The sequence below is a fragment of the Kitasatospora sp. NPDC098663 genome (assembly GCF_044760075.1).
GTDB lineage: Bacteria > Actinomycetota > Actinomycetes > Streptomycetales > Streptomycetaceae > Kitasatospora.
Genome location: NZ_JBIWAP010000017.1, coordinates 66,728 through 92,395, shown reverse-complemented (window position 1 = coordinate 92,395; position 25,668 = coordinate 66,728). Strand labels below are relative to the sequence as shown.

The following is a 25,668-nucleotide window of genomic DNA, read 5'->3' as shown; positions in this document are numbered from 1 at the left end:
CGGGAACGGTCCAGACGATCATCCCTTGGGCTGGCCAGCACCGACCTGACCACGCCTGATACCTTTCCATCGCCGTGGTGTACGGGAAACCGGTCTGAGTCCGGTGCGGCCCTCGCCACTGTTGCCGCGGAGTTCCGCGGCCCTCGCTGACCGGCTTTTCCAGCGGTCAGGGCCACTGGGCGGGCTGGAAGAGCCGTCCGGGAAGGTCGGCCGCGGCGTGTCGATGCGGAAGCCAGGAGACCGGCCACGGCGCTACATGTTCCACGAGGGTTTTGGAGAACACGTGCCCAGCGGTCTGCCGCATCCGTTCCGTTCCATATGTTCCGTACGTCCCACAGGTCCGATACGTGTCGGCCGGACGGTCGCGGCCGTCCTGTTCGTCGGCATGCTCGGAGCCTGCACGGGCGCCCCCGCGCCCGCCACGTCCGGCGGGACGACCGGAACTGCCGCGCCGGTCAGCGTCGACAACTGCGGGACCACCGTCACGGTCGGCGCGCCGCCCGACCGGCTGGTGACGCTCAACCAGGGTGCCACCGAAGTGGCCCTGGCCCTCGGCCTGCAGTCCCGCATGGCCGGTACCGCCTACCTCGACGACTCCGTCCCGGAGAAGTGGAAGGCGGCCTACGACTCCGTCCCGGTGCTCTCCAAGGACTACCCGACGAAGGAGAAGCTCCTCGCGGCCCGTCCCGACTTCCTGTACGCCTCCTACTCCAGCGCGTTCACCGACAAGGTCGCGGGCACCCGGGAGGAACTGCGCGGCCAGGGCATCCCGTCGTACCTGTCCCCGTTCGGCTGCTCGGACAAGAGCCAGGTGGCGCCGACGACCTGGCAGGCGGTGTGGGGCGAACTGAACGACGTCGCCAAGGTCTTCGGTGTCACGGAGCGGGCCACCGCGATCCGGCAGCAGCAGGAGCAGCAGCTGGCCCAGTTGACGGCGACGGCCGCGGGCAAGGACCTGAAGGTCCTGTGGTTCGACTCGGACACCAAGGCGCCGTTCGTCGGCGCCGGCCACGGCGGACCTCAACTCGTGCTCGACGCCGTGGGCGCCCGCAACGTCTTCGCGGACCTGCCCGGTGGCTGGCAGAACGTGAGCTGGGAGAAGGTCGTCGCGGCGGACCCGGACGCCATCGTGCTCGCGGACGCCGGCTGGGACACGGCCCAGTCCAAGATCGACTACTTGGCGAACGACCCGGTGCTGAGCAAGCTCACCGCCGTGCAGCGCAAGGCCTTCGTGGTGGTGCCGTTCTCGGAGTCGACTCCCGGCGTGCTGCTCGCCGACGGCGCCGCCAAGGTGTCCGCGGGACTGGGCCAACTGCACCCGGGTTCATGACCACCGCGCCCCACCCCGTCGCGCGGCGCTCCGGTCAGGGCCGCGCGACGGCGGCCCTGGCCGTCGGTGCGGCCCTGCTCCTGGCCACCGTGCTCCTCGGCCTGGCCGTGGGCTCGCAACACGAACCGGTCCGGACGGTGATCGACGTCGTCCTGCGCCGTCTCGGGCTGGGCGACCCGAACGTCACGCTGCTGGACGACCAGATCGTCTGGCAGCTGCGGCTGCCCCGGGTCCTGGGAGCGGCCGCCACCGGCGCCGGCCTCGCGGTCTGCGGCGCGGTGCTGCAGACGCTGACCGGCAACGACCTGGCCGATCCCTTCCTGCTCGGGATCTCCGACGGAGCCGCCGCCGGCGCGGTCACCGTGATCGTCCTCGGCGTCGGCGTGTCCGGCGCCGTGGGCACCGGCGCGGTCGCGACGGCGGCCTTCGCCGGTGCCCTGCTCGCCGCCGTCGTCGTCCTGGCACTGGCCGGCGCCCGCACCCGATCGCTACCGACCACCCGGACCGTGCTCGCCGGCATCGCGGTGGGACAGATGTGCGGGGCCTACACCTCGTTCGTGGTGATGGTCCTCGGGGACCGCAACGCGGCGCGCGGTGTCATGGAGTGGACGCTGGGCTCGGTCGCCGGCGTGCGGTGGCCCACCGCCGTCTTCCTGACCGCGGTCGCGCTGGCCGGTGTCACGGTCCTGGCCTCCTCGGCCCGCGACCTGGACGCCTTCGCCTTCGGCGAGACCGCCGCCCGCTCCCTCGGCGTCCACGTCGAGCGCACCCGCTGGGTCCTCGTCGCCACCGCCGCCCTGGTGACCGCGTGCCTGGTCGCCCACACCGGCGTCATCGGGTTCCTCGGCCTGGTCGTACCGCATGTCGTCCGGCTCGTCTGCGGCCCGCGCCACGCCCTCCTGCTGCCCGTGTCGGCACTGGTGGGCGCGTCCCTCCTGGTGGGCAGCGACATCGTGGCGCGCTCGGTCCTCCCCGACCGGGAGATCCCCGTCGGCGTCATCACGGCCGGACTCGGAGCGCCCTTCTTCGCCTGGCTGCTGTGGCGCCAGGGGCGGGCCGACGGGAGGGGGCAGTGACGGTGACGCCCCCCGCCGAGCTGCGCGCGGAGGGACTTCGAGTGCGCATCGGCGGAGCCACCCTGCTGGACGCGGTCTCGCTCGCGTTCGCCCCCGGCCGGATCACCGGCCTGCTCGGGCCCAACGGCGCCGGGAAGACCACCTTGCTGCGCGCGGTCGCCGGACTGACCCGGCCGAGCGAGGGGCGCGTCCTCCTGGACGGAGAGGATCTCCACGCACTCACGGCCCGCCGACGAGCACGGCAGGTGGCCTTCATGGAGCAGCAGGCGGACACCCGGCTGTCGCTGCCGGTCCGTCAGGTCATCGAGCTCGGACGCACACCGCACCGCAGCCGCTGGCCCGTGCCGGCGAACTCCGCCACCGACGCCCACGAGCGGTCCGTGTTCGCCGATGCCGTTGCCGCGGCCGACGTCGGCCACCTGCTCGACCGGTCCTGGCCGACGCTGTCGGGTGGCGAGCGGCAGCGGGTCCAGCTCGCGCGGGCACTGGTGCAGGAGCCCGGCGTGCTCCTGCTCGACGAGCCCACCAACCACCTCGACCTGCGCCACCAACTCGGCTTCCTCGACACCGTACGCGGGCTGGGCGTCACCACGGTAGCCGCGCTGCACGACCTCGAACTCGCCGCCGCCTACTGCGACGAGGTCGCCGTCCTGCTCGACGGCCGGCTGGTCGCCCACGGGCCCAGCTCGGACGTGCTCACCTCGCCGACGATCGCGCACGTCTACGGCGTCGACGTCACCGTGGAACGACACCCCCGGCACGACAGACCGCACATCCGGTGGAACGGACTGCTCCCCGAAGGGACAACACCATGACCCTCCCCGTCCCGGGCGTGCTCGCCCGCCGCAGTGCCACGCTCCTGGTCGGCATGTCGATCGGGGAAGCCGTCCGTCGTGACGAACTCCTCCGGACAGCGGCGTCGCACCAGGCCTCGATCGCGTTCCTGCAGCAGGCAGACCCCTCCCTGTCGGCCGAGCTGACCAGGCTGGCCGACGCGGGCGCCGAGACCGTGGTCGTGATCGGCGTCCGCCTCGCGGCCTCCGGCCCGGCCCAGTCCTGGCTGCGGCGGATCGCGGCGCACTGGTGGCGCGAGCGCGCGGGCCACCGCCCCGAACTCCTCGTCGCGACCCGCCTCGCCGACGCACCGGACGCGGTCCCCGCGGTGGCCGCGGTGACGAAGGCCATCACCGGCGAGGAGCCCGGCCTCACGTCCGCGGCCTGGGAGGACGTCCCCGGCCACCGGCACCAGGTCCTGGTGTGCCGCGGCCCGCGTTGCGCGGCCAAGGGCGCGGAGGAGGGACTACGCGCCCTGGTGCAGAAACTGACCGAGCACGGCCTCGGCGACGACGACGTGCTCGTCACCCAGACGGGGTGCCAGTTCCCCTGCAACCAGGCCCCCGTCGCCAGCGTGCAGCCGGACGACGTCTGGTACGGGAAGGTCGATCCGGCTGTCGCCGGCCGCATCGTCACCGAGCACCTCGCCGGCGGACGACCGGTCGAGTCCCACCGACTCCCCCGGCACAGGAAGGAGCAGGCGGACCACCACGACGACTGATCGCGACCACGAGGCTCAGGCCTGAGCCCGTGCCCCGACCCGCAGACCGAGATCACCTCAGGTCGACGATGTGCTGCTCAGGCGAGCTTGAGGAGCAGTTCACTCAGTTCCCTCGGCATGGTGATCATGCAGTCGTGGCCGGTCAGCAGCTCCCAGACCTGCGCGGCAGAGCCGTTGGGCTGGACCGGGGGGACGGGGCGGCGGGTGATGCCCGGCGGCGTGGGGCCGACGTTGTGGATGTGCGTGCGCGCGATCGCGTCCGCCGCCGGGTTGTCCAGTCGCACGGGTTGCCGAAGGCAGCGCACCGTCTGGTCCGTGAGCGTCTCGCGCAGCCAGGCCACGTCCGCCGGGTCCGTGACGCCGAACAGGCCGAGGGGCGCGGGCAGCTCGGGCATCGGAGGGACGCGCCAGCCGCTCTCGGACTTCTCGGCGAGCTCGATCATCCGCCGCCCCACGGGTTGGACGTCGACCGCGGACTCGCCGTCCTGCGGGACCAGCGCGTCGAGGTAGACGAGGTGTGCGATGCGCTCCGGGATCCGGTTGGCCACGGAGGAGATCACCAGTCCCGCGTAGCTGTGGCCGACGAGGACGACGTCGTCGAGGTCGTGTTCGGCGACCAGCCCGACCACGTCGTCGACGTACGTGTCGAGTCCCACCTCCGGTCCGAGCAGGTGCGCCTTGTCCCCGCAGCCGGTCAGGGACGGCGCGAACACCCGGTGCCCGTACGCCTCCAGCAGCGGCACCACCCGCTCCCAGCAGCGCCCGCTGTGCCAACTACCGTGTATCAGAAGGAATGTGGACATGAGTGAGAGCCCTTTCCTCTTTCGCGCCCCGGTACTGTCCGGACACGAAAGACATGCTGCTGCACCCGACGAGGTACAGGCAACAGGGCACTTCTCGGCGCCGCTGCTCACCCGGCCGGTGGTCACGTACGGGCCTTCCCCCAGGGTGGTGGACACCTTCGATCGACCCCGGTGAGGGGTCGGGGCGGCAGCACCGGTAGACGGTTCAGATCGTGCCCGGCGGAACCAGCAACGCGCTGATCGCGGCGGTGCGGATCGTCGTGGCGACGCTGTCCGGGGCGAGGCCGCTGTTGAACTGCGGAATCGAGTTGATCATCGAGAAGACGGCGTGCGTCAGGACGCGGTTCTGGGCGTCCGACAGATCGGGGCGGAGCCGCTCCACGAGGGCGCTCCACTCCTCGGCGTAGAGGCGCATCAGTCGCCGCATGCGGTGGCGTTCCTCGTCGGGCACGTTGTGTTCGTTCTTCAGGAACACGAGGGTGGACGGAACGTTCTGGAGACTGCGTGTGACGTGGTAGTCGATCATCGCCTCCAGCGCCTGGCGCGGATCCCGCACCTCGGTCACCGTCTTGCGCGCATTCGCCAGGAGATCGTTCAGCGGCTCCTCGAGTACGGCGATCAGCAACGCCTGCTTGCTCGGGAAGTGCCGGTAGAGCGCGGGACCGCTCACTCCGGCGCGCGCACCGATCATCTCGGTCGTGACCGCGTCGAAGGCGCGCTCGTGGAACAGCTCACCGGCGACCTTGATGAGCTCCTGCCGGCGGGAGCCCCGTGGAGCCGTAGCACGAGGAGAGGATGAACTCGTCATGGATGCAGTTTATGCGAGCGGCCGATAACGAGCCGTCGCGTGCCCGGTCGGCAGGTCCGCCACCGCAGGCGGGTGGGAAAACCCCAGTTCGGAGGACATCTCCCGGAGGTCGCCGAGTACTCCGTCGGGTGCGACGGCCTCGACGCCGCCGGTGAGTGCCCGGGTCAGCGGTCGTCGTCCACGACTCCGGCGAAGCCCGCGTCCGCCGGCATGGCCGGCGGATCCTGCGACGCGCCGGGCGGCGCCGCGCCCAGCGGCGAGGTCGGGTACCCGATCCGCTGCTCCCTCAGGGCGATGCCTCCAATGTTAGCCGTCAATAACGCGAGTGCGCCCAAGTTGCGCTCTTGACCGGACCGATTCCGCGAACTACGTTACTGACCAATAACATTGAAGGAGGGGGCGACATGGACTTCATCCTCATGACCGAAGGCGACACGCAGCCGGGACTGACCCACCAGCACCGCTACCAGGAGCTGATCGAGGAGGTGCTGCTCGCGGAGCGGGTCGGCTTCGACGCCTTCGGCAGCTCCGAGCAGCACGTCGCCATCGGCACGGCCTCGATCTCCGCTCCGGAGGTGCTCTATCCGTACCTGATGGCTCTCACGAACCGGATCCGCTTCATCCACCTGGTGACGCTGTTGCCGACGCGGATCAATCACGCGCTGCGCGTCGCCGAGCGCATCGCGACCGAGGACATCCTGTCCAACGGCCGCGTCGAACTCGGCACCGGACGCGGCAACACGACACTCGCGCTGCGAGCGTTCGAAGTCGACCCGACCGAGAACAAGGCCCAGTGGCGCGAAGGCATCGAGCTGATCCGCCGGGCGTTCCTCGACGACCCCTTCTCGTTCGTGGGCGAGCACTACAAGATCCCGCCGCGCAGCCTGGTTCCCAAGCCGCTACAGGGCCCCTACCCGCCGATCTCGGCCGCCGCGGGCAGCCCGAGCTCGGTCGAGACCGCCGCCTCGATGGGTATCGGCGCCATCATGGGCGGGTTCTTCCTGGGCTTCGACCTCGTGGAGAACATGCTGAAGCTCTACGACGAGACGCTCGCCGCCACCACCCACCCGTACCCGATCACGCCGCGCAAGACGGTCCTGATCAGCGGCGGCATGCACTGCGCCGAGACGACGGAGCTGGCCCGCAAGCAGGCCAAGCCCCTGTTCGACATGGTCAGGCTCGCGACCGACGCCTTCGAGCGGCTGTCCAAGCTGTCGAAGGACTACGCCTACATGGGCGCGGTCAAGGACGTCGACTTCGACGACGAGGAGTACATGTTCGAGCGTTCGCAGGGCTTCGTCGTCGGCGATCCGGAGCACTGCATCGAGCACGTCCAGCGGTACGCGGACATGGGCGCGGAGGCGCTGGTGCTGCGCGTGGACAGTCTCCCCCACGACCAGCTCATGCGCTCGATCGAGCTGTTCGGCAAGTACGTGATCCCGCACTTCAAGCACCCGCGCAACGTGGTGCGTCCGGCCGACGACGTGCTGGCCGACATCCGCGCCGCGCGCCCCGCCCACCAGGAGGCGCTCCGCCTGTTCCAGGCCCGACACGACCTCAAGAACGGCGTGGAGGCGGTTCGATGAGCGACCTCTACGACCACGGCACCGGTCACGTCCTCGTCGAGCGCCCCGCCGACGGCGTCCTGCAGATCACGATCAACCGGCCCGAGCGGTACAACGCGCTGCTGATGCCGATGTTCGAGGAGATGAGCCGGATCTGGGCCGACGTCGAGCGCGACGACGAAACCCGCGTCGTCGTGGTGACCGGAGCCGGGGAGGCCTTCTGCACGGGGATGGACGTCAGGGAGCCCGATCCGACCCTTGATCAGGCACTGGTGATGCTGGAGAGCGAGCGAAAGCGGGTGTCGGCCATGCTGCGGATCGAGAAGCCGATCATCTCGGCGATCAACGGCCCGGCGGTCGGCTACGGTCTGTCGACCGCACTGCTCGCCGACATCAGCATCGTCGCGCAGGACGCGGTGCTCATGGAGGGCCACACCAAGGTCGGCGTGACCGCCGGTGACCACGCCGCGCTGATCTGGCCGCTTCTCGTCGGGATGGCCAAGACGAAGTACTACGTGCTGACGTCCGAGAAGCTGACCGGCACGGAGGCCGAGCGAATCGGCCTCGTGAGTCTGGCGGTCCCGCGCGAGCAGGTACTGCCGCGCGCCCTGGAGGTCGCCACCCGGCTCGCACAAGGCCCCCAGCAGGCCCTGCGTTTCACGAAGCGCGCCCTCAACATGTGGCTCACCGACGCGCTGCCCCAGCACGAACTGTCCGGTGCGCTCGAAATCCTCGACTTCGCCGGCGCCGACTACCTCGAAGCGCGCCAGGCGTTCCGGGAGAAGCGCCCCGCGGACTTCCCCTCCGCCCGCACGGCCGACACATCGGCGAACTGACCGGAGACGATCATGACCACAGCCCGGCACAACACAACGCACAGCGTTGTCCACGTGTCCGACGAAGGGCACGGCACGGCCGTCCTGACCCTGGACCACCCACCCGCGAACGCGTTGAGCAACGCTGCCGTCCGCGAGCTGACGACGACACTGAACACCCTCGCCGACCGCCCGAACGCCCCCGCGCTGGTCCTGACGGGCGCGGGCGAGCGCTTCTTCTGCGCGGGAGGCGACATCAAGGAGACCGACACCCACGACGCCGAGTCCATGGTCGAGCGCATGACGTCGTTCCACGCGCTGCTCTGCGCACTGGAGGACTTCCCCCGGCCGCTGGTGTGCGCGGTCAACGGCTGGTGTGTCGGTGGTGGCATCGAGATCGCGCTGTTCGCCGACGTGGTGTTCGCGTCACCGCGGGCACGGTTCGTCTTCCCCGAGATCGACCACGGACTGCTCCCGGCCGTGAAGGGGATCGCCCGGGTGCGCACGGTTCTCGGCGACCGCGCGGCCCGGCGCCTCCTGCTGGGGGGAGAGCCCGTCGACGCGCTCGACGCGCAGGCCATCGGCATCGTCGACCACGTGGTCGAGCAGGACGAGCTGCTCGCCGTCGCGACGGCACGCCCGCGTACGGCGGCCGCGAAACCACCTGCCGTGTTCGCGGCACTGAAACGGGCCCTGCGCACGGGCGGTGCCGACCGGGCCGCCGAAGCCCAGCTCCGAACCACGATCGCCGACGCACGCGGGGTCTTCGACGACCCCGCGGCCCGAGCGGCCCGGGAGGCGTGGAATGACTGATCGAGTGGAGGAGGTGGAGCGGGCCGTCTTCCGTTCGGCACTGGCCAGCTTCCCGTCGGGCGTGACCATCGTGACGACGCGCGGCGCGACCGGCACCCTGCACGGGTTCACCGCGAGTTCCTTCGCGTCGCTGTCACTCGATCCGCCGCTCGTGCTGGTGTGCCTGGACCGGCGAGCGGACTGCTTCCCCGTCTTCATGGCCGCCGAACGGTTCGTCGTGAACGTCGTGACACCCGCTCAGGCGGAGCTGGCGATGAAGTTCGCGACGAAGGGCGCCGACAAGTTCGCGCACGCCGGCTTCGAATTCGACGAGGAACGCCACCCGTCGCTGCCCGACGCGGCGGCGGTCCTCCACTGCGAACTGCACCAGGTCGTCCCCGGTGGCGATCACGTGATCCTCATCGGCCGCGTGCGCGAAGCCCGGACGGGCGGCGGTGAGCCGGTGATGTGGTACCGAGGTGGCTTCCTTCGCCTCGGGGAGCGTGCCGCGTGATCGCCGTCGGACCCGGGCCGGCCGGGTCCGGGAAGGAAGCCACGTCATGGATCTGAGGACTTTCGAACCGACCCGGACGCTTCCGGGGCTGCTGCTCGATCGTGCGAGCAGGACACCCGACGACATCGCGCTGCGGCACTGGCGCGACGGGGTCGTGCAGACGATCACCTGGCGGTCGTACGCGGGCCGTGTGCGCGACCTCGCACTCGGCCTCGCCGCGCACGGTGTACGGCACGGCGACCGCGTCGCCGTGATGAGCAGCGCGCGCCCGGAATGGGCCTTCGCCGCGCTGGCGGTGCAGAGCCTCGGCGGCGTGGCGGTCGGTGTCTACCCGACCAACTCGCCCGCCGAGATCGAACAACTCCTCACGCACAGCGAGGCGGCCGCCTTCATCGGTGAGACGGCGACGGATCTCACCAAGGTAGCGGCGGTCGCCGCGCACACACCGACGCTGCGGCTCGTCGCCGGCATCGACGCCATGCCACCGGCGCTGCCCGGGACCGTCGACGGGACGACCTGGGAAGCCCTGTGCGAGCAAGGAGCGCGGCACGCCGACGAAGGTCTGGACACGCTGCGCGAGTTGGTCGCGGGCGGATCCCTCGACGACGCCGCGGCACTCTTCTACACGTCGGGGTCCACCGGGGCGCCGAAGGGCGTCACGCACTCGCACCGGACGCTGCAGCACTCGATCCAGACCGTCGTCGGCCTCTACCCGGAGAGCGTGGGCCACGAGCACGACGTCGTGGGATTCCTGCCGCTGGCCCACGTCGCGCCGGCGGTGATGTCGCTCTTCGCGCCGCTGCTCACCCGGCTGGTGGTCACGTACTGCCCCATCGAGGACTACCGGGACGTGCTGCGCTCGGTACGGCCGACGGCACTGCTCTGGCCACCGCGGTTCTACGAGAAGGCCGCCGGTGAACTCATCGCCCGGACACAGGCCTGGCCTCGATCGCGCCGCCACGTCTACGACGCCGCCATGTGGATCGGCCGCAGGGTGGCCGACAACCGCTGGTCCCACCGCCGGTCCTCGGTACCGCTGCGCATCGCGTACGCCGCCGCGTTGCGCGGAGTCTTCCTGCCGCTGCGGGCGACCGTCGGGATGGACCGCATCCGCCTCGCCTACACCGCGTCCGCGGCCATGCCCGAGAGCGTCCTCGGGATCTGGCAGATCTGGGGGCTCGATCTCCGCGAGAACTACGGCCTCACCGAGACCGGAGCGTGCCCCGTCGCGCACTTCGACCAGCCGTTCCCCCGCCCGGGCACGATCGGCAGGAAGTTCGCGGACCCGCGCTTCGAGGTGAGAGTCGCGGACGACGGCGAGATGCTGATCCGCGCACCGCTCCTCTTCACCGGATACTGGCGCGACCCGGAGGAGACCGAGGCCGTCCTCCGGGACGGCTGGCTGCACACCGGTGACCTGGTCGAGTACACGCCCCACGGCGACATCCGGCTCATCGGCCGCAAGAAGGACGTGATCATCACCCGGGGCGGCAAGACGATCAGTCCTCAACCCATCGAAACCCGGTTGAAGGAGAGCACGCTGATCAACGAGGCGATCGTCGTCGGGGAGGCGCGCAAGTACCTCACCGTCCTGCTGGAGCCGAGCACCACTGCGGACGCCCTGTCGGCCGAGGCCGCGACCGAACGCCTGCGGACGGAGGTCGACCGGGTCAACGCGGATCTCGCGCGGGCGGAACAGCTGAAGGACTTCCGCGTTCTGCCGCGCCCCTTGGAGGTCGAACGCGGCGAGCGGACCGCGAACGGCAAGGTCAAGCGCAACGCTGTCGTGAGGTCGTTCGCCATGCTGATCGACGAGATGTACGACGCGAACGACGACGTGGCGATCGCCGACCACGTGCGGTCGAGGTCGGACTAGCTAGGGCGTGTCTCGACAGTGCTGGTCACAGCCGTTCGTTGATGGCCGCGACCAGCACTGTCGCTTCGTAGCGGACGGCGAGTCCGTCGTACGGCCGGGTGCGTGGCCGGCCCGGGTGGTCGCCCGCCCGGTCGCTACTTCTGGCGGGGGCGCCGAAGCCCCCACCGGGAATTCCCCTGGGCGTTCCGTGTCCACCGGCGCCGCCCGGCCCCGGAAGCCGTCCGAGGCGGCTTTCCCGCGTCGTTCTCCTCGGCCGCGTGGCCGGTGAGGAAGAGGAAGACGTCGTCGAGGGTGGGCCTGCGCAGGCCGATGTCGTCGATGAGGACGCCCAGCCCGTCCAGCTCGCGGATGACGTCGGCGAGCACCCGGGCGCCCCCGCCCACCGGCACGAGGATCCGCCGGGTGTGCTGCTCCACGCTGAGCGGGCCCCCACCGTACGGGGTGAGCGCCGCGACGGCCGCACCGATCTGCTCGCGGTCGTGGACCACCACCTCCACCCGCTCGCCGCCGGTCCTGGTCTTGAGGTCGTCGGCGGAGCCACGTGCGATCACCCGGCCGTGGTCGACCACGACGATGTCGTGCGCCAGCCGGTCGGCCTCCTCCAGGTACTGGGTGGTGAGCAGCAGGGTGGTGCCCTCCGCCGCCAGCATCTCGACGACCTCCCACAGCGCCAGCCGGTTGCGCGGGTCCAGACCGGTGGTGGGCTCATCGAGGAACATCACCGGGGGTCGCACCACCAGCGCGGCCGCCAGGTCGAGCCGGCGGCGCATGCCACCGGAGTAGGTCCTGGTCAGCCGGTCGGCCGCCTCGGCGAGGTCGAACCACTCCAGCAGTTCCCGGGCGCGCGCCTTGGCGTCCCTGGTCCGCATCTGGTAGAGCTCGCCGACCATCTGGAGGTTCTCCCGGCCGGTGAGGTACTCGTCGACCGCCGCGTACTGGCCGCAGAGGCCCAGCAGGCTGCGAACCCGGCCGGGGTGCTTGAGCACGTCGACCCCCGCCACGTGGGCGCTGCCCGCGTCGGGCCGCACCAGGGTGGTGAGCACCCGTACCGCGGTGCTCTTGCCGGCGCCGTTGGGGCCGAGCAGGCCCAGCACCGTCCCCTCCGGCACGTCCAGGTCGACCCCGTCCAGGGCCCGTACGTCGCCGAAGTCCTTCACCAGGCCCTCGGCCCGGATGGCCGCCCTCATGCGCCCCTCCTTCTCCTGGAACCGGCCGGGAACCACCTGACGGCCGACACTGGCAGGATCCCTCCGGGGCGCCCGTCGTGCTCTTCGGCGGGGCCGCGGAGGCACCGCGGGCGCGGCCGCCGGGATGCGGGCCACCCGGGTGTGGTGGAAACGTGGAGGAGAGAGCCCGGCCCCGGCCCTGCCCTGGCCGCCCAACCGGGTTCCCGAAGGCCGTGCGCACCGGACGAGAAGGACCGAGGACCCGCACAGACCTGCGGCGGTCACACGCCGGCCGCCCGGAGGCCCCCGCCGGCTCACGCTCCCTCGCGCGAATCGATACCGGATGCGTCTCCTGCCGAATCGAGGCGGTACCAGTGGATCTCAGGATGTCGGTCGAAGCCCGGGAGGCGTTCCTCGCCGGCCCGCACGTGGGAATCCTGGGGGTGGACGACACGCGCGACGGCGGCGGACCGCTGCTCGTCCCGCTCTGGTACTCCTACCGGCCCGGTGGGCTGGTGACGATCCAGACCGGGCGGGAGACGCTGAAGGCCCGGCTCGTCCGCGGCGCGGGCCGGTTCAGTCTCTGCGCGCAGGTCGAGTCGGCGCCCTACCGCTACGTCAGTGTGGAGGGGCCGGTGGTGGCCGTCGAGGACCCGCTGCCGCCGGCCGAACGCGAGGAGCTGGCCCGCCGGTACCTGGACGCCGACACGGCGGCCGCGTACCTGGACGCCAACCGGCGGCAACTGGACGACGACGTCCTCATCCGCATGAGGCCCGAGAGATGGCGCACCGCCGACTTCGCCGCCTTCGCCAAGGAGTTCGAACCGTAGCGTGCCGCGCACGCGGCCCGCGCGCGGCAGAGAGCGTGACATCCCGATGAACACCCGGACAAGGACGCATCAGGCCACGGCCGAGCACGCCGCGGCGGTGCCGTATCCACGCGATCGCTGCCTCCACGAGCTGTTCGACGCCCGGGCGGCGCACCGCCCGCAGGCCATCGCCTCCGTGCAGCACGGCCGCAGCATCAGCTACGGCGAACTCAAGCTCCGCTCCGACGCGCTGGCGGCCCGGCTGCACGATTCCGGCGTGCGGTACGGCGACACGGTCGGGGTGTGCGGGGCCCGTTCTCCGGAGGCGCTGGTCGCGTTCCTGGGCATCCTCAAGAGCGGTGCGGCCTACGTCCCGCTCGACGACGCCTCGCCGCCCGCGCGTCTGCAGGCGATGGCGGAGGACGCGGGGGTGCACACCGTCGTCGCGCTGCCCGGCAGCTCCCGCCGCATCCGGCGCGTGCGTTCCCGCATCGACGTGGGCGTCCTGGCCCCGACCGCCCCGGCCGCGGTACCGCAGGCCCGGGCACAACCCGCGGACTGCGCCTACGTGATGTTCACCTCCGGCTCGACCGGCCGCCCCAAACCCGTGGCGATCCCGCACCGCGGCGTCGTCCGGCTGGCCGCCTCCGACCTGGTGCGGCAGCGGCCGCGGCCCGGTGAGCGGGTGCTGCACGCCTACGGCCTCTCCTCGGACGCCTCCACGATCGAGATCTGGCCCGCGTTGCTCGCCGGCGCCTGCGTCGTGATCGCCGACCAGGAGGAACTGCTGTCGCCGACCGCCCTGGAATCGCTGCTGCTCTCCGAGCGGGTCGACATCGCGTACCTGACCACCGGGGTGTTCCACCACATCGCGCGCACCAGGCCCTCGGCGCTGCGGTCCCTGCGGTTCGCCTCGGCCGGAGGCGAGGCGATGGACGCGGAGCTGGCCCGCGCGATCCTGGCGGCCTGCCCGGACACCACCGTGGCCAACCTCTACGGCCCGACCGAGAACAGCGTGGTCTCCACCGCACACGCGCTGCACGACCTGCCTCCCGGGGCGACGGCCGTGCCGATCGGCCTCCCCCTGGAGAACTCCACCTGTCACGTGCTGCGCCCGGACGGCACGCTCGCCGACACCGGCGAGGAGGGCGAACTCCTCGTCGGCGGGGACGGGCTCGCACTGGGGTACCTCGGCGACCCCGAGCTGACCGCCGAACGCTTCGTCGACGACCTCGTCGAGCCCGGTACGCGCCTCTACCACACCGGTGACCGCGTGGTCCGGTACCCGGACGGCGTACTGGAGTACCGGGCCCGGGTGGACCGGCAGATCAAACTGCGCGGGCACCGCATCGAGCCGGACGAGGTGGAGGCGCGGCTGCGCGCGGACGACGCGGTGGGCGAGGCCGTCGTCGAACGGGACGGCGACGCCCTGATCGGGTACGTGACCGCGGCCCGCCCCGGCCAGGCACTGACCCTGGACCGCATCCGCAGCGGTCTCGCCGCCTGGCTGCCCGCACCCGCGGTGCCCGCGCGGCTGGTGGAACTCGCGCGCTTCCCGGTGACGCCCGGGGGCAAGGTCGACCGCCACCGGCTGCGCGGGCTGGCGGCGACCGAGCAGGCGGCCGTCCCGGCGGCGGTGAACGGCACCGAGCCCGGTCCGCAGGACACGGTGGCCCGGGTCTGGCAGGTGGTGCTGGGTGTGCACCCGGCGCCGGGCGACAACTTCTTCGACATCGGCGGCGACTCCCTGCTGGCAGCCGAGGCCGTCACCCGTACGCTGGCCGCCTTCGACCTCGACGCCCGGCACGGCCGCACCCTCGTCCACAGCCTGCTGCGCGCCCCCGCACTGGAGGACTTCACCGCCGCCGTCGTCGCCGTCCAGAGCCGGCCCGGCGGGGTGAGCACCGACGCGGGCCCGGTGGACTTCCGCGCCGAGGCACGGCTGGGCTTCACCCTCCCGGCGCAGCGCGGGCCGGAACCGGACTGGCACCACCCCGCGGAGGTGCTGCTCACCGGCGCCTCCGGCTTCGTCGGCGCGTTCCTCCTGGCCGCGCTGCTGCGCCGCACCGCCGCCCGGGTGCACTGCCCGGTGCGAAGCCGGGCCCCCGCCCACGCCCGGCAGAAGGTGATGCGCAACCTCGACCGTTTCGGCCTCGCCACCCCCGAAGCCGCCGACCGCATCGTGTGCCTGCCCGCCGACCTCGCCGAACCCGGCCTCGGGCTGGAGCCGGGCCGCGCCGACGAACTCGCCGGCGCCCTCGACCTGGTGATCCACTCGGCCGCGCAGGTCAACTTCATCTATCCGTACGACGCGCTGCGCCGCACCAACGTGGAAGGCACCAGGGAGCTCGTACGACTGGCGGCCGGGCGCCGGGTGCCGGTGCACTTCCTCTCCACCATCGCGGTGCTCGCCGGTTTCGGAACCGCCGGCGTACGGCACGTCGACGAGGACCTGCCGCTCGACCACGCCGACGGACTCACCATGGGCTACGCCGAGAGCAAGTGGGTCGCCGAGGAGGTGCTGCGCGACGCCGCGGACCAGGGCCTGCCGGTGGCGGTCTACCGTCCGTACGAGATCACCGGCGACCGGTGCACCGGCGCCTGCAACACCGACACCGCGATCTGCTCGCTGTTCAAGACGATCAGCGAGACCGGGCTGGCCCCCGACATCCCGCTGCCGCTGGACTTCGTCCCGGTGGACTTCCTCTCCGCCGCCCTGGTGCACATCGCCACCACCCACCGCGCCACCCGCCGGACCTACCACCTGACCAACCCCCGCCCCGCGAGCCTGCGCGACATGCTCGACCGGATGGACGCGGCCGGCCACCGGATCTCCCGGCTCCCCTACGAGCAGTGGGTGGGCGAACTCGTCCGCCACGTCGCGCAGCACCCCACGAGCCCCACGGCCCCGTTCGTCTCACTGTGCGTGGACCGCTGCAAGCAGGCCGACATGTCCGTCAAGGAGATGTACTTCGAGGGCACCTTCCCGACCGTCGGGCGGGCCAACGTCGAACACGACCTGGCCACCGCGGGCCTGCACTGCCCTCCCGTCGACGCGCAGCTGCTGGACCGCTACCTGGAGTACTTCTACACCACCGGCTACATCGAACGCCCCGGCCGCGGCCACCCGGACGGGAAACCGGCATGAGCGGACAGCCACCCGGCGCGCGGGGGCGCGGCGCCGAGCCGGACGTCCTGGACTTCCCGCTCCCGCCGCCGGGCACCATGGGGCCGCCCGAGGGGTCCGCGCGGCTGCGCGAGAGCTGCCCCCTGGCCAGGGTCAGGATGCCGATGGACGCGACCGCCTGGTACGTCACCCGCTACGAAGACGTCCGGATGCTCTTCGCGGACCCCCGGCTGATCAGGCCGACCATCAACGACTGGCCGTCGCGTCCCGGGCAGCCCGCGGACGACGGGCCGCGCCTGGTCACCATCGCCGAACTCGACGGCCCCCGGCACGCGGCCCTGCGCCGGGCCCTGGCCGATCCGTTCAGCTCCCGGGCCGTGCGCGACCACCTGCCGCGCATCGTCGGGCTCGCCGGGCGCCTGCTGCGGGCGTTCGAGGAGAACGGCCCGCCCGGCGACCTGGTCGCCGGCTTCACCGACCCCTTCCCCCTGCTCGTGCTCTGCGACCTGGTGGGCATTCCCTTCGAGGACCGGGACTGGTTCCTCCCGGTGCTGGACGCGGCCCTCGGCGGCATGGTGACCTCGCAGGAGGGGCGCCGGGTCACCGACCTGCTGCGCGAGTACGTCGCCGCACTGATCGCCCGGAAGCGGGACCGGCCCGGCGACGACGTCCTGACCCGGCTGGTCCGCCGGTGCGACGACGGCGAGCTGACCCACGACGACGTGGTGGCCTTCGGGCTGTCCATGCTCACCGTCGGCTTCGGCATCAGCAGCTTCTTCCTGGCCGACACCGTGCACACCCTGCTCGACCGGCCGCACCTGTGGGCCCGCCTGCGCGACGACCGGGAGCTGATGCCCGGCGCGGTGGAGGAGTTCCTGCGCTACATGCCGGTGATGAACGGCACCGTGATCCTCCTGGCGACCGAGGACATCGAACTGCACGGGCGGACGATCCGCGCGGGCGACGCCGTCATCCCCGTACCGGCCTGCGCCAACCGCGACGAGCGGGTCTTCGCCGACGCCGACCGGCTCGACCTGGACCGGGCCGGCGCGACCACGGGCCGCCGGGGCCACCTCGCCTTCGGGCGGGGGGCCCACAACTGCCTCGGCGCCCACCTGGCCCGCGCCGAACTGACCGCGGGAGTCGAGGCACTGCTCGACCGCTTCCCGCGGCTGCGCCTCGCCGAAGGACAGGAACCCACCTGGGACGACGAATCCGTGACCAAGTCACCGCTGACCCTCCCGGTCGACTGGTGAGACCCACCCGGCCACCTCGCACCCGACCACCTCCTACGCGACCGCCTCGTGCCCGACCACCTCGTACGCGACCACCTCGTGCCCGACCACCTCGTACGCGACCAGGGAGCACCGCCAGTGAGCAGCACACCGCCGCGACCCGCCGTCGACCCGCCCGTGATCGACCTGCCACTCCCGCCCCCGGGCACCATGGGCCCGCCCGCGCAGTACGGGTGGCTGCGCCGGGAGTGCCCGCTCGCGAAGGTCCGGCTGCCGATCGGCGCCACCGCCTGGTACGCCACCCGCTACGAGGACGTCCGGGACCTGATCGCGGACCCCCGGCTGATCCGGCCGACCATCAACGACTGGCCGCCCCGGCCCGACCGGGCCGCCGCCGACGAGCCGGGCCTGATCACGATGATGGAACTGAACGGACCCCGCCACGCGGCCCTGCGCCGTGCTCTGGCCGAACCGTTCAGCGTCCGTTCCGTCCGGCGCCGGCTGCCGCGCCTGCGCCGGTCGGCCGACGGGCTGCTGGACGACTTCACGGCCGCCGGGCAGCCCGGCGACCTGGTCGGCGGCTTCCTGGAGCCCTTCCCGCTGCTGGCCATGTGCGATCTGGTGGGCATCCCCTACGAGGACCGCGAGTACTTCCTGCCCAGGGCGGACGCCGCCCTCGGGGCGATGGTCACCCTGGACGAGGGCCGCGAGGTCACCTCCGAACTGCGCGACTACATCGCGTCCCTGCTCGACCGCAAGCGGCGCGAGCCCGCCGACGACGTCCTCACCGAGCTGGTCCACGCGTGCGGGCGCGGCACCCTGGACGGGGAGAGCGTGGTGAACTTCGGGCTGTCGATGCTGGTCGCCGGCTACCGCACGAGCACCATGTTCCTGGCCGACGCCGTGGTGGCCCTGCTGACCCCGCCCGACCACTACGCCCGGCTCCGCGACGACCGCGGCCTCCTGCCCGGCGCGGTGGAGGAGCTCCTGCGGTACATACCGGTCATGAACGGCGTCGTGGTCCTCCAGGCCGTCGAGGACATCGAGTTGCACGGCCGCAGGATCCGCGCGGGCGACGCCGTTCTGCCCGTCCTCGCCTCGGCCAACCGCGACGAGCGGATGTTCCCCGACGCCGACCGGCTCGACCTGTGCCGAGCGGAGAACCCGCACCTCGCCTTCGGCCGGGGCGCGCACAACTGCATCGGCGCGCACCTGGCCCGGGCCCAGATGGCCGTGGGGCTGGAAGCCCTGCTCGACCGCTTCCCGCGGCTGCGCCTCGCCGAAGGACAGGAACCCACCTGGGACGACGAATCGCCGAGCAAGTCACCGCTGACCCTCCCCGTCAGCCGGCACGTCACCACCGTTGCCGCTCACGGGGTCAGCGGCCCATCGGAACGACCGCGAAGCCACCGACCCCCGCCACCGTGAGGCACCGCCGAGGTGCAGAGGACACCGCACAAGGGAGGACACCCCACAAGGGAGGACATCGCGGGAAATACGACAGAGGATGTCGGGTTTCGCGCAGACAGTGGGTTCACCGGTCGGCGCCGTGGTGGCGCGGACCGGGACGACGGACGGACAAGGACCCTCATGCGCGAAACACCCGACGAACTCCACCGGCTCCAAGCCCTCCTCCACTCCTCGCTCTCCCGCTCCACGGCACACCTGCGGTCGATCATCAGCGACGAGCGCACACTCACCGCCGAGCAGCTCACCCGCGTGCTCACCGGCATGTGCACGCTCGCGCTGTCCACCGTGACGGCGAAGGGCGAGCCGCGGATCAGCGGCGTGGACGGGCACTTCCTTCACGGGAAGTGGCACTTCGGCACCGCACGCGGCTCCGCGAAGGCCCGGCACCTCGCCGCCCGGCCCGCCGTCAGCGCCGCGCACCTGCGCGGGGAGGACCTGGGCGTGTTCACCCACGGCACCGTGGAGATCCTCAACCCCCACGGCGGCGAGCCGGCCGCGGACTGGCCGGACCTGCTCGCGTACTTCCGGGACTTCTACGGCGACGACGCCTTCGACTGGGACAACGACGTGGTCTACTACCGGCTGCACCCGCACTGGACGGCCGCGTTCGCCCCGGACCTCGACAAGCTCGGCGAGAAGCCGGACGCGGCATGACCCCGCCCGTACCGGACCCGCGAACGCCGGCCCCGCACACCGCCGGGGCCGACCGAAGGCGCGACACCATCGACGTCGCGGGCGCCCGCACCGACAACCTGCGCGAGGTGTCCCCGAGCATCCCCAAAGGCCGGCTCGTCGCCTTCACCGGCGCCAGCAGCAGCGGCAGCGGCAGCGGCAAGACCTCACTCGCCGTCGACACCCTGCACAGCGAGGCCCGACTGCGGTACCTGGAGGGCCTTTCGCCGTTCGTACGCCAGTACACCACCCAGCGCAACCGCCTACGGGGCTGACGTACGGCGCCCGCGTGCGGCGCCCGCACGAACGGCAGGGCCGCGTGCGTGGTCCGCGGCGGATGCCCGCCCGGGGCCGGGGCCGTGCACGGCTCGCCCCCGGCCCCGGGCGGGCCCGCGCCGCCGCGCCCGGCGAGGATGGTGCCGCGCCCGTACGCCGGAGGTCCGGGCGCGCGACGACGACAGGCGACGGAGGGCAGTGACGTGCGGGCGAGCCGGGCCATTGCGCTGCTGCTGCTCCTCCAGGCCCGGCGGACGATGACCGCCGCGGAACTCGCGGCCGAGCTGGAGGTCTCCGAGCGCACCGTGCAGCGGGACGTCACCGCGCTGGTCGAGGCCGGAGTACCGGTGTACGCCGAACGCGGCCGGGGCGGGGGCTACCGGCTCGTCGACGGCTACCGCACCCGTCTCACCGGTCTCGAACGCGCCGAAGCCGAAGTCCTGCACCTGGCCGGGCTACCGGGCCCGCTGCGCGACATGGGCCTGGCCGGGCACGCCCTCGCCGCGCGGCTGAAGGTCGCCGCCGCCCTGGGCGACGCCCCCGCGGCCGCCACCCGGCGGTTCCATCTGGACGCACCGGCCTGGTTCCGCGACGCCGAACCCCCTCCGCTGCTCACCGAGGTGTCGCGCGCCGTGTGGGAGGACCGCGTGCTCCACGCCCGCTACGCGGCGCGCGGCGGCACCCGGGAGCGGCGGCTGGAACCGTACGGCCTGGTCCTGAAGGCCGGGCAGTGGTACCTGGCGGCGCGTGGCCCGTCCGGCCGGGTCGGCTCGTACCGCGTCGACCGCTTCGAGACCGCCGAGGCCGGCGACGAACGGTTCGAGCGCGACCCGGAGTTCGACCTCGCCGGCTACTGGAGCGCGGCGGCGCGGGAGTTCGCCCGCGCCATGCTGCGCGAGCGGGCCACGGTGCGCCTGAGCCCGCTCGCCGTCGAGAACCTCGCCGTCCTGCTGGAACCGACCGCCGCCTCCGACGCCCTCGCCACCGCGGGCCCCCCGGACGCCGACGGCTGGGTCACCGTGACCCTGCCGGTCGAGACCTGGGACATCGGCTACTTCGAACTCCTGCGCCTCGGCCCGGAAGCCGAGGTCCTCCACCCGCCCGAACTCCGCGCCCGCCTGACCGAGGCGACCCGCCGCGCCGCCGCGCTCTACACCTGACCGCCCGCTCCATCAACCCGGTGTCGGGCGGCACCGGGGAGGGCACCGGCGTGATCCCGGACACCGACGAAGCCAAGTGCCCCGACGCCCGAACGAGTTCTGGGCCATCCGCAGCAATGTGGCCCGTGCCCGCTTGCGCCTGCCGCCAGGGCACCCACGCCACGCTGAACAATTGGCCGGGCCGAGACACAGGGACGTGTCCGAGCGACGTCGAGGGGAACAGCCGATGGACAGAACCGGACACCCGAGCCGTAGAGCGCTCCTTGCCGGCGGGCTCGTGGGCGCCACGGTCGCGCTCGCGGGGTGCACATCGACGAGGGCGGACTCGCCGACGACCAGCGCTTCGCCGCAAGCACGGCCCAGCACGCCCGCCGCGGCATTCACGAGGCTGATGGAAGGCAACAAGCGCTGGGTGAGCGGGAACCTTCAACACCCCGACCGGGATCCGAACCGGCGTCAGCTCGTGGCCCAGGAACAGGAGCCTTTCGGGGCGATCCTCTCGTGCATCGACTCGCGAGTGCCGCCCGAGCTCCTCTTCGACACCGGTCTGGGCGACCTTTACGTGATGCGCACGGGCGGGGAGGCGGTCGGCCCGGTGGTCACCGGCTCTGTCGAGTACGGGCCCATGACGAGTGGCACCCCCCTCGTCGTGGTCCTCGGGCATCAGCGCTGCGGCGCTGTCAAGGCAGCGTACGAGTCCCTTCGTGACGACAAACCGCTGCCCGGCAACCTGCAAGCGATCGTCAAGGCCCTGCAGCCGGCGTACGAACAAGCGGTCCGGGAGGGCGGCGCCGACCCGGTCGAGACCATGGCCCGCGCCCAGGTCACGCTGACCGCAGCCGACCTGCGCTCCAACCAGGACCTGGCCCCACTCGTGGGAAAGGGCGCCCTCGCCGTGGTCGGCGCCTACTACTCGCTCGACACGGGCGAGGTGGAAGTCCTGTCCGGTGCGCCCTAGCCGTGCATCTGCCGGAGCCCGGTTACACCTGGGTCCCGGTCTTCTGTTTGAGGCGTTCATAGGGCGTCTGGCCGCCGGGAGCGCCGTCCGGGCGGTGGGAGTTGTAGTGGTCCTCCCGTTCTCGGGGTTTGTCGTTGAGAACGCCGGTGCCGTCGTCGACGACACCGGCGAGCGTGCGTAGAACTCCTCGGCGTCGATCCGGTGTGAGCGTTCGACCTTGCCGTTGAGGTGGGGGATGCCGGCTTGATGCAGGTGTGGGCGATGCCCTTGTCGAGCACGTGCCGGTGGAAGGCGAACTGGAACTCCGCACCGTTGTCCGTGCGGTGGGCCTCGACGGCGCCGCGGAGGGCCACGCGGTCGTCCGGCGGGTGATCGCCGCGCTGCTGGGCCGAGCCCGTCCGCGGCTCGGGGACGGCGGCCCGGTCGGGACGGGTGCAGTCATCTGACTGATCCCCGCGCCCGTCGCGGTACCGGCGATCGCGGTCAGATGACCGATGCCGTACCGGCGACTGCCGCGGCACAGTGGAGACGCTCCACGAGCAGACACCTCGTCACCACACCATGGGAGTCATCACCGTGAACAACCTGTCCGGCAGGCTGGCCAGGACGGCCGGCGCCCTGGGCCTCGCCGTGGCCGCGCTGACCACCGTATCGGTCTCCCCCGCGGCGGCGGGCACCGCTGCCACGGCCGGCTGCACGAAGTACTTCAAATTCGACAACGTCCAGGTCGAGGTGGACAACTGCTCGGACGGCTGGGTGTGGATCAAGGTCGGTGACGGCACCTACTTCAAGGGCTCCGTCCGCGCCACGGACGACTTCAACAGCGAGAAGACGGAGCTGGCGGTGGACCAGGGCAAGGACGTCGCGACGAAGTACTGGGTGAAGATCAAGAGCATCAAGATCTGCGGCACCAAGTATCTCGGCTGGGCCCCGCCCCGCCCGTACTGGACCTACTGCACCAACGAGATCAACGTCTACTGAGCAGGACCCTGCGGTCCGGGCCGTTCGACCCGGTGTCCCAACCCGCCGGCACGGTAGGGGCGGTGAGCCCTACAGATCCTTCGCCACCGCCTGCCGTGCCGGCACCACCAGCACACCTACGGAAAGGTGGTTCACGCATGTTCACCTCGAAGGCGATGCTCCGCGGCTCGGCCGCTGCGGCGACCGTGGTCACGGCCCTGATCGGCCTCGGCGCCGGATCGGCGCACGCCGCCGGTTGGCCGCCGCCGCAGCCGGGCGCCCACCTGTACACCGGCACCGGCGGGAGCGGGGCTGTGACCACGATCGACCTGGGCGACTTCGGCACCTGCCACACCCTGTCGGCGCCCGCCCGCTCCGTCCAGGTCGCCGCCGGCTCCGCGTCCGTGGTGCTGTACTCGGGCGCGGACTGCGCCGGTGCGTACCCGTGGGCCACCGGCTCGCTGGCCCAGTCCAACCTGCCCTGGGCGATGTGGAGTTACCGGGTGGTCCCGGCCTGACGGACGCCGCAGCGGCTTCGGACGGCCTCCCCGGGCGGAGGCCTCGGACGCCGGTACCGGGGGTGTGGAAGCCAGTCGGCTCGCGCCCCCGGTACCGGCGTCTCCTGGTGGGGCCCGTCGGAGCCCGGTGGGACCTGGCGGTCCCGGCCGGTCTCCGTGCCGGTCAGGCCGAGCGCGCCTGGGCCCAGTTGTAGAGGCGGTGGGCACTGTCACCGAAACGGGTGGCGTACAGCGTGCCGGGCTGCCCGCCCGCGAGGTCCTCCGTGGTGGTGGTGACGCCGACGACGGTGCCGGCGCCGGTCCGGGTGTCGAAGTGGGCGAAGTGCGGGCCGCCGCTCGCCCCGTGGGACATGTCGCAGGACTCGCCCCACAGCAGGGGCGCCTTGGGGGCGGGCCGGTTCGCTCCGGCGCAGTGGATCATGCGTGAACCGGCGTACTTGGCGCTGGGGTCGTTGAGCCGGTCCTTCGGGTAGCCGAAGGTGTGGATGAACTCGCCCGCCGCGGGCCCGGTGAACGCGATCCGCTGGCTTCCGGTGACGTCCGCGAGCCGACGCCCCTCGGCTGACGGGTTCGCCACGAGGACCGCGCTGTCGTAGCCGGCGAGGGCGACGTCGTTCGAGGTCGTGCCGGCCGGATCGGCGTCCCAACGGGAGGACGTGGCCATGGACTTGATGCTGAATCCGCCGAGCGGCTTCGTCCCGTTGCGGTAGCCGGGCACGAAGTAGAGGTTGTGCCGCCAGGTGTCGTCGGTGGCGGGCGCCCCGACGCCCCGCAGGCAGTGCGCCGCGGTGACGACGGTGCTGCGGTTCGCGCTGTTGACGACGGTCGCGGTGCAACTGCCGTCGTAGCCGTCGGAGAAGGTGAAGAAGAGCCGGCCGACGCTCCGGTCCACCGCACCGCCGTGGGTCCAGACGGCGCCGGGGTCCGGCGTGTTCGGCGGGAGCGGACGCGGATCGTCGGGCGTGGTGTCGTCCTCGGGCACAGGGGTGATCTCGGGGACCAAGGCGCCCGCCAGCTTCATCCGGTCGGCGGTCCAGTAGGCGTCGATCCGGCCGCGCTCCTGCGCGGTCGTGGCGCCGGCGTGCGAGGTGACGGAGTCCGGTTCCGCGGCGAGGGCCGCGGTGGGCAGCAGCACCGTCGCTGCCGTGGTCGCGCTCAGCAGGAAGGCGCCCGCGGCGGAGAGGCCGCGGGGGTGTGCTCGGCGTGTGGCTGACATCGTTGCCCATCTCGGTCGGCTGCGGTTCATGTCGGGTGCGGTTCATGTCGGATGCGGTCCGTACGCGAGGGGGCGGCCGCGGTCCGCCCCCTCGCGTCACGGATATCCGGCACTGTAGGAACAGAACGTCAGGTCCTGGTCTGGAGCTCGTATCGCTCCTCCATCGGTACCGTCAGGTTCCGGTAACGGCGTCTCATCCTCGTACCGGTGCCGGGTGTGCGCTCCGCTCCGGCCGAGGGTTTGCGTCCGCGACGGTCGACCCGTCCCGGTCGGTCAGTGCCGGTCGAGCAGGGCGGCGAGGTAGCGTGCCACCTCGCCGCGCAGTTCCTCCGGTGTCGGCACGTGCCAGTGCCCGCTTCCCGCGGCGCCGTTGAACAGCAGGCCGTCGCACCAGCGGATCAGCCGTCGGGCGTCGGCCACCGGGTCGGCCGAGCCGCTCTGTGCCAGCAGGGCGGCAGCGGTGTCGGTGAAGCGCGCGCCCAGCCGGTCGTAGCCGGCGCGCAGTTCGGGCCGGCGGGTGGCTTCCAGGGCGAGTTCGAGGCGGGCCAGGGTGAGGCTGCGCCCGGTGGTGAGCGCCTCGTGCAGCAGCTCGGCAACGCCTTGGGCGAGCAGGTTGCGCGGGCAGGCGTCCGGCACGGGCCCGCCGGCCATGAGCGGGTGGCCTCCGGTCTCGCGTTCGACGATGCGGGTGAGGGCGAGGTCGAGCAGGGCGGCCCTGGTCCGGGCGAGGTTCGAGGTCGAGCCGGCGGGCAGTCCGGCCTCCTCGTCCACCGCGCGGTGGGTCAGCCCGCGCAGGCCGCGCTCGGCGATCAGGGCGATGGCGGCGTCGGCGATCAGCGTCGGGCGCGGCGGTGTCATGGGTCCGATCATGGCCTCTCTCCTCAGGGGGTCTCGCCCAGGGGCGGGCCCGAACCCCTTTCCCGTCAACACTAGCCCATTCCAACTACAGGTGTAGTACGGTGCGGGA

26 protein-coding genes, 1 pseudogene and 1 riboswitch are annotated in these 25,668 nt (G+C 72.1%); of the genes and pseudogenes, 20 read left to right on the top strand and 7 right to left on the bottom strand.

Going from position 1 to position 25,668, the window contains the following annotated elements; all coding sequences use genetic code 11:
- Positions 1 to 58: 58 nt before the first annotated feature.
- Positions 59 to 264, top strand: a riboswitch (cobalamin riboswitch).
- Positions 265 to 385: 121 nt separating this feature from the next.
- From ACIQVZ_RS20175 to ACIQVZ_RS20160, 4 genes are read left to right on the top strand one after another with little or no spacing between them, the layout of a single operon-like run.
- On the top strand, positions 386 to 1,330 hold the full coding sequence (locus ACIQVZ_RS20175) for an ABC transporter substrate-binding protein (protein ID WP_402451666.1): 945 nt from the start codon (positions 386 to 388) through the stop codon (positions 1,328 to 1,330).
- Positions 1,327 to 2,406 carry an iron chelate uptake ABC transporter family permease subunit gene (locus ACIQVZ_RS20170; protein ID WP_350879279.1) on the top strand — a complete coding sequence of 360 codons (1,080 nt, stop codon included), beginning with the start codon at positions 1,327 to 1,329 and terminating at the stop codon, positions 2,404 to 2,406. The genes ACIQVZ_RS20175 and ACIQVZ_RS20170 overlap by 4 nt, the downstream gene beginning before the upstream one ends.
- The gene (locus tag ACIQVZ_RS20165) at positions 2,403 to 3,221 is read left to right on the top strand and encodes an ABC transporter ATP-binding protein (RefSeq protein ID WP_402451663.1); all 819 of its coding nucleotides are present in this window, start codon (positions 2,403 to 2,405) and stop codon (positions 3,219 to 3,221) included. Before ACIQVZ_RS20170 ends, ACIQVZ_RS20165 begins: the two co-directional genes overlap by 4 nt.
- On the top strand, positions 3,218 to 3,961 hold the full coding sequence (locus ACIQVZ_RS20160) for a (2Fe-2S) ferredoxin domain-containing protein (protein ID WP_402451661.1): 744 nt from the start codon (positions 3,218 to 3,220) through the stop codon (positions 3,959 to 3,961). Before ACIQVZ_RS20165 ends, ACIQVZ_RS20160 begins: the two co-directional genes overlap by 4 nt.
- Positions 3,962 to 4,038: 77 nt before the next feature.
- Here the strand turns inward: ACIQVZ_RS20160 and ACIQVZ_RS20155 are convergent, their stop codons facing one another.
- The 3 genes from ACIQVZ_RS20155 to ACIQVZ_RS20145 form a co-directional block, all read right to left on the bottom strand.
- Entirely contained in the window at positions 4,039 to 4,764 is a 726-nt protein-coding gene (locus tag ACIQVZ_RS20155; protein ID WP_402451658.1) for an alpha/beta fold hydrolase, read from the bottom strand.
- 205 nt (positions 4,765 to 4,969) lie between these two features.
- The gene (locus ACIQVZ_RS20150; RefSeq protein WP_402451655.1) at positions 4,970 to 5,572 is read right to left on the bottom strand and encodes a TetR/AcrR family transcriptional regulator; all 603 of its coding nucleotides are present in this window, start codon (positions 5,570 to 5,572) and stop codon (positions 4,970 to 4,972) included.
- A 164-nt stretch (positions 5,573 to 5,736) separates the two neighbouring features.
- Positions 5,737 to 5,889, bottom strand: a complete 153-nt coding sequence (locus ACIQVZ_RS20145; RefSeq protein WP_402451653.1) for a hypothetical protein — start codon at positions 5,887 to 5,889, stop codon at positions 5,737 to 5,739.
- Between the two features lie 87 nt (positions 5,890 to 5,976).
- Between ACIQVZ_RS20145 and ACIQVZ_RS20140 the strand changes: the two genes are divergently transcribed.
- Genes ACIQVZ_RS20140 through ACIQVZ_RS20120 form a run of 5 tightly spaced genes read left to right on the top strand, consistent with a single transcriptional unit; the run spans position 5,977 to position 11,134 of the window.
- On the top strand, positions 5,977 to 7,158 hold the full coding sequence (locus ACIQVZ_RS20140; RefSeq protein ID WP_402451651.1) for an LLM class flavin-dependent oxidoreductase: 1,182 nt from the start codon (positions 5,977 to 5,979) through the stop codon (positions 7,156 to 7,158).
- Entirely contained in the window at positions 7,155 to 7,973 is an 819-nt protein-coding gene (locus ACIQVZ_RS20135; protein ID WP_402451649.1) for an enoyl-CoA hydratase/isomerase family protein, read from the top strand. The genes ACIQVZ_RS20140 and ACIQVZ_RS20135 overlap by 4 nt, the downstream gene beginning before the upstream one ends.
- A 54-nt stretch (positions 7,974 to 8,027) precedes the next feature.
- Entirely contained in the window at positions 8,028 to 8,765 is a 738-nt protein-coding gene (locus ACIQVZ_RS20130; protein ID WP_402451646.1) for an enoyl-CoA hydratase/isomerase family protein, read from the top strand.
- A gap of 4 nt (positions 8,766 to 8,769) precedes the next feature.
- On the top strand, positions 8,770 to 9,258 hold the full coding sequence (locus ACIQVZ_RS20125) for a flavin reductase family protein (protein ID WP_402451645.1): 489 nt from the start codon (positions 8,770 to 8,772) through the stop codon (positions 9,256 to 9,258).
- Positions 9,259 to 9,304: 46 nt separating this feature from the next.
- Complete coding sequence (locus tag ACIQVZ_RS20120) at positions 9,305 to 11,134, top strand: AMP-dependent synthetase/ligase (protein WP_402451642.1); 1,830 nt, start codon at positions 9,305 to 9,307, stop codon at positions 11,132 to 11,134.
- 134 nt (positions 11,135 to 11,268) lie between these two features.
- Here the strand turns inward: ACIQVZ_RS20120 and ACIQVZ_RS20115 are convergent, their stop codons facing one another.
- Positions 11,269 to 12,321 (bottom strand): ATP-binding cassette domain-containing protein, encoded by a 1,053-nt coding sequence (locus ACIQVZ_RS20115; protein WP_402451639.1) that lies wholly within the window; start codon positions 12,319 to 12,321, stop codon positions 11,269 to 11,271.
- Between the two features lie 365 nt (positions 12,322 to 12,686).
- Between ACIQVZ_RS20115 and ACIQVZ_RS20110 the strand changes: the two genes are divergently transcribed.
- From ACIQVZ_RS20110 to ACIQVZ_RS20075, 8 genes are all read left to right on the top strand, one after another.
- A complete protein-coding gene (locus tag ACIQVZ_RS20110) occupies positions 12,687 to 13,130 on the top strand; it encodes a pyridoxamine 5'-phosphate oxidase family protein (RefSeq protein ID WP_402451636.1) in 444 nt (147 codons plus the stop codon).
- 46 nt (positions 13,131 to 13,176) lie between these two features.
- Positions 13,177 to 16,257 carry an amino acid adenylation domain-containing protein gene (locus ACIQVZ_RS20105; protein ID WP_402451634.1) on the top strand — a complete coding sequence of 1,027 codons (3,081 nt, stop codon included), beginning with the start codon at positions 13,177 to 13,179 and terminating at the stop codon, positions 16,255 to 16,257.
- A complete protein-coding gene (locus tag ACIQVZ_RS20100) occupies positions 16,254 to 17,492 on the top strand; it encodes a cytochrome P450 (protein ID WP_402451632.1) in 1,239 nt (412 codons plus the stop codon). Before ACIQVZ_RS20105 ends, ACIQVZ_RS20100 begins: the two co-directional genes overlap by 4 nt.
- 117 nt (positions 17,493 to 17,609) lie before the next feature.
- Positions 17,610 to 18,899: a cytochrome P450 gene (locus tag ACIQVZ_RS20095; protein ID WP_402451629.1), complete on the top strand. Its 1,290-nt coding sequence runs from the start codon at positions 17,610 to 17,612 to the stop codon at positions 18,897 to 18,899.
- Between the two features lie 162 nt (positions 18,900 to 19,061).
- Entirely contained in the window at positions 19,062 to 19,595 is a 534-nt protein-coding gene (locus ACIQVZ_RS20090; RefSeq protein WP_402451628.1) for a pyridoxamine 5'-phosphate oxidase family protein, read from the top strand.
- Positions 19,592 to 19,888 (top strand): hypothetical protein, encoded by a 297-nt coding sequence (locus tag ACIQVZ_RS20085; RefSeq protein WP_402451626.1) that lies wholly within the window; start codon positions 19,592 to 19,594, stop codon positions 19,886 to 19,888. Before ACIQVZ_RS20090 ends, ACIQVZ_RS20085 begins: the two co-directional genes overlap by 4 nt.
- A gap of 204 nt (positions 19,889 to 20,092) precedes the next feature.
- The gene (locus ACIQVZ_RS20080) at positions 20,093 to 21,049 is read left to right on the top strand and encodes a WYL domain-containing protein (RefSeq protein WP_350879291.1); all 957 of its coding nucleotides are present in this window, start codon (positions 20,093 to 20,095) and stop codon (positions 21,047 to 21,049) included.
- Between the two features lie 226 nt (positions 21,050 to 21,275).
- The gene (locus tag ACIQVZ_RS20075) at positions 21,276 to 22,007 is read left to right on the top strand and encodes a carbonic anhydrase (RefSeq protein ID WP_402451623.1); all 732 of its coding nucleotides are present in this window, start codon (positions 21,276 to 21,278) and stop codon (positions 22,005 to 22,007) included.
- 22 nt (positions 22,008 to 22,029) lie between these two features.
- Here ACIQVZ_RS20075 and ACIQVZ_RS20070 read toward each other — a convergent pair.
- Positions 22,030 to 22,330, bottom strand: a pseudogene (locus ACIQVZ_RS20070) (integrase core domain-containing protein); the annotation flags it as partial.
- On the opposite strand from ACIQVZ_RS20070, the gene ACIQVZ_RS20065 reads away from it, so the two are divergent.
- The 3 genes from ACIQVZ_RS20065 (at position 22,262) to ACIQVZ_RS20055 (ending at position 23,485) form a co-directional block, all read left to right on the top strand.
- Positions 22,262 to 22,453, top strand: a complete 192-nt coding sequence (locus ACIQVZ_RS20065; RefSeq protein ID WP_350879369.1) for a hypothetical protein — start codon at positions 22,262 to 22,264, stop codon at positions 22,451 to 22,453. The pseudogene ACIQVZ_RS20070 and the gene ACIQVZ_RS20065 overlap by 69 nt on opposite strands.
- A gap of 115 nt (positions 22,454 to 22,568) precedes the next feature.
- Positions 22,569 to 22,988, top strand: coding sequence for a hypothetical protein (locus tag ACIQVZ_RS20060; protein WP_402451621.1), 420 nt, complete (start codon positions 22,569 to 22,571; stop codon positions 22,986 to 22,988).
- A 137-nt stretch (positions 22,989 to 23,125) separates the two neighbouring features.
- On the top strand, positions 23,126 to 23,485 hold the full coding sequence (locus tag ACIQVZ_RS20055) for a hypothetical protein (protein WP_402451618.1): 360 nt from the start codon (positions 23,126 to 23,128) through the stop codon (positions 23,483 to 23,485).
- 163 nt (positions 23,486 to 23,648) lie between these two features.
- Here the strand turns inward: ACIQVZ_RS20055 and ACIQVZ_RS20050 are convergent, their stop codons facing one another.
- Positions 23,649 to 24,701 (bottom strand): trypsin-like serine peptidase, encoded by a 1,053-nt coding sequence (locus ACIQVZ_RS20050; RefSeq protein WP_402451616.1) that lies wholly within the window; start codon positions 24,699 to 24,701, stop codon positions 23,649 to 23,651.
- A gap of 273 nt (positions 24,702 to 24,974) precedes the next feature.
- Positions 24,975 to 25,571 (bottom strand): TetR/AcrR family transcriptional regulator, encoded by a 597-nt coding sequence (locus ACIQVZ_RS20045; protein WP_402451614.1) that lies wholly within the window; start codon positions 25,569 to 25,571, stop codon positions 24,975 to 24,977.
- Positions 25,572 to 25,668: the final 97 nt, after the last annotated feature.